At 70.5% G+C, this 2,696-nt stretch carries 4 protein-coding genes; all 4 read right to left on the reverse strand.

Features of this window, described 5'->3' with window-relative positions:
- A partial coding sequence (locus HW445_RS25705) for a translation initiation factor IF-2 N-terminal domain-containing protein (RefSeq protein ID WP_180223286.1) occupies window positions 1–266 on the reverse strand: 266 nt, incomplete at its 3' end.
- Window positions 267–415: 149 nt separating this feature from the next.
- Window positions 416–724 (reverse strand): YlxR family protein, encoded by a 309-nt coding sequence (locus tag HW445_RS25710; protein ID WP_180223287.1) that lies wholly within the window; start codon window positions 722–724, stop codon window positions 416–418.
- A 158-nt stretch (window positions 725–882) separates the two neighbouring features.
- Complete coding sequence (nusA, locus tag HW445_RS25715) at window positions 883–1,875, reverse strand: transcription termination factor NusA (protein ID WP_180223288.1); 993 nt, start codon at window positions 1,873–1,875, stop codon at window positions 883–885.
- Between the two features lie 2 nt (window positions 1,876–1,877).
- Window positions 1,878–2,375: a ribosome maturation factor RimP gene (gene rimP, locus HW445_RS25720; RefSeq protein WP_180223289.1), complete on the reverse strand. Its 498-nt coding sequence runs from the start codon at window positions 2,373–2,375 to the stop codon at window positions 1,878–1,880.
- Between the last annotated feature and the right edge of the window lie 321 nt (window positions 2,376–2,696).

The raw sequence follows: 2,696 nt of genomic DNA on the forward strand, positions 1-2,696 counted from the left end.
TGCGGCAAGGACGGCTGCGCCGAGGACGACTGCGCCGGGGACGGCGCGGGGGCGGGCTTGGGGGCGGCCTTCTTCGCACCGGGCTTCGGGGCGGCCTTGCCGCCGCCGCCCTGCTGGAAGGCGTCAGTCAGTTTGCGCACAACGGGCGCCTCGATCGTCGAGGACGCCGATCGGACGAATTCACCGAGTTCCTGGAGCTTGGCCACGACGACCTTGCTCTCAACTCCGAACTCCTTCGCGAGTTCGTATACCCGGACCTTAGCCACTTCGCTCCTTTGAGGTCCGGGTTGGAAGCCGGACCGTCGCTACTTCATGGGCGTACTCATCGCGTACTCATCGAGTGCTCATCGCAATCTCGACCTGCTTTCAGACTCGCGAGGTACCTGGGCCGCGCGGCTGCTCCGCGCGACGCTTCTTACGTTGCCGCCGAATCGGCGACGGTCATCCGTTCGACCTGCCGGCGCAGCGCCGAGGTGTCGAACGCTCCCTGGACGCGGAACGCCCGGGGGAACGCCCTACGGCGCACCGCCTGGTCGAGACAGACCACGGCGGGGTGCAGATAAGCACCCCGGCCCGGCAGCGTACCGCGATGATCGGGGACGCACTCGCCCTCGACCGCCACGATGCGCAGCAGCTCGTTCTTGGCCGCCCGCTCCCTGCACCCCACGCACGTGCGTTCAGGGCCGTACTCGGGGCGCGCTCGGGTATGCGTCCGGCCAGACACAGCTAAGTCTACCTCCCCGCGCCGACACCGGCCCGAGTGGGCGGACGTCGCACGGTCGTCTCTGTCCTGATGTCAACCGTTGACACGGCTCAAACATTCCGTACCGCAGGTCGCACCGGGTTTCCGGTCGCCCCGCGGCCCGGGGGCCAGGCCTCCGGTCAGGCGTCCTGGCCGTCCTGCTCGGTGTCCGGGCGGATGTCGATCCGCCAGCCGGTCAGGCGGGCGGCGAGCCGGGCGTTCTGCCCTTCCTTGCCGATCGCCAGCGACAGCTGGTAGTCCGGCACGATGACCCGGGCGGACCGGGCGGCGAGGTCGACGACCTCGACCTTGTTCACCCGGGCGGGGGACAGCGCGTTCGCCACCATCTCGGCCGGGTCGTCCGACCAGTCGACGATGTCGATCTTCTCGCCGTTGAGCTCGTTCATCACGTTGCGGACACGGGCACCCATCGGGCCGATGCAGGCGCCCTTGGGGTTCAGGCCGCTGCGTGTGGAGCGCACGGCGATCTTGGTGCGGTGGCCGGCCTCGCGGGCGATCGCGGTGATCTCGACGCTGCCGTCGGCGATCTCCGGGACCTCCAGGGCGAACAGCTTCTTCACCAGGTTCGGGTGGGTGCGCGACAGCGTCACCGAGGGGCCGCGGACACCGCGGGCCACCCGGACGACGTACGACCGCAGCCGCGTGCCGTGCTTGTAGTCCTCGCCGGGGACCTGCTCCTGCACCGGCAGGATGGCCTCCAGCTTGCCGATGTCCACCAGGACGTTCTTCGGGTCGCGGCCCTGCTGGACGACACCGGTGACGATGTCGCCCTCACGTCCGGCGTACTCGCCGAGCGTCGCGTCGTCCTCGGCGTCGCGCAGCCGCTGCAGGATGACCTGCTTGGCGGTGGTCGCGGCGATCCGTCCGAAGTCGGACGGGGTGTGGTCGAACTCGCGGGGCTCCTGGCCCTCCTCGAGCTCGTCCGGGTCCTCCTTGGCCCACACGGTCACGTGACCGGTCTCCCGGTCGAGCACGACGCGCGCGCGACGGCGGCTTCCCTCGGTCCGGTGGTAGGCGATGAGGAGAGCCGACTCGATCGCCTCGACCAGCAGGTCGAAGGAGATCTCCTTCTCCCGCACCAAGCCCCGCAGGGCGCTCATGTCGATGTCCACGGCTACGCCTCCTCGTCATTCTTGTTCTTGCGGCCGAACTCGACCTGGACCCGCGCCTTGGCGACGTCCGGGAAGGCGAGCCTGCGTGTGGTGGCCTTGCGGCCCTTGACACCCGGGACCTCCAGGTCGAGGCCCTCGTCGTCGACCTCCAGGATCCGCGCGACCAGTTCACCGCCCTCGGCGAGCTGGAACCGGACCAGGCGGCCGGTGGCGCGCACGTAGTGGCGGTGCTCGGTGAGGGCCCGCTCGGCACCCGGGGTGCCGACCTCGAGCGTGTACTCGGCCTCGCCCATCGCGTCCGTCTCGTCGAGCGTCGCCGAGAGCGCGCGGCTCACATCGGCGACCTGGTCGAGGTCGGCGCCGGTGTCGGAATCGACCACGACCCGCAGCACCCGCTTGCGGCCGACGGCCTCCACCTCGATCTCCTCGAGGTCGAGCCCCTGCGAGGTGACGAGCGGCTCCAGCAGCTCTCGCAGCCGCTCGCTCTGGGTGGTGCTCATCCGGGTGACTCCTCGGCCGCGTGTGCTGTTGTGGGTAGGGCGTGTGTCAGGTCAAAGGGTATCCGGTCGCGGGGGGTGTTGCCGTCCACCGGGTGTCCCGTCCGCCGTGGCGCGGCACCGGTCGCACGTGCGGGGCCAGGGCGCAGGTACGGTGATCACACATTCGTCACCGGGAGTTGACGGCGTGACGGCTCGTCGGGCATCGCGGCCGGCGGTCGCGGTATCCGCCCGCGGCTCCCGCCGAACCGTCACGCCCCAGGCCCCTGCCCTTCAGCCGAGGACGCCCGCCGTGTCATCGACCCCTCCGCGCCCGCGCACCGG

Origin of the sequence: Streptomyces sp. UH6, assembly GCF_013421635.1 — a bacterium.
In the GTDB taxonomy this organism is placed as follows: Bacteria; Actinomycetota; Actinomycetes; order Streptomycetales; family Streptomycetaceae; genus Streptomyces; species Streptomyces abyssomicinicus.

Coding starts and splice junctions, on each gene's coding strand:
- rimP (WP_180223289.1), bottom strand. CDS start 2,375: ATGAGCACCACCCAGAGCGAGCGGCTGCGAGAGCTGCTGGAGCCGCTC.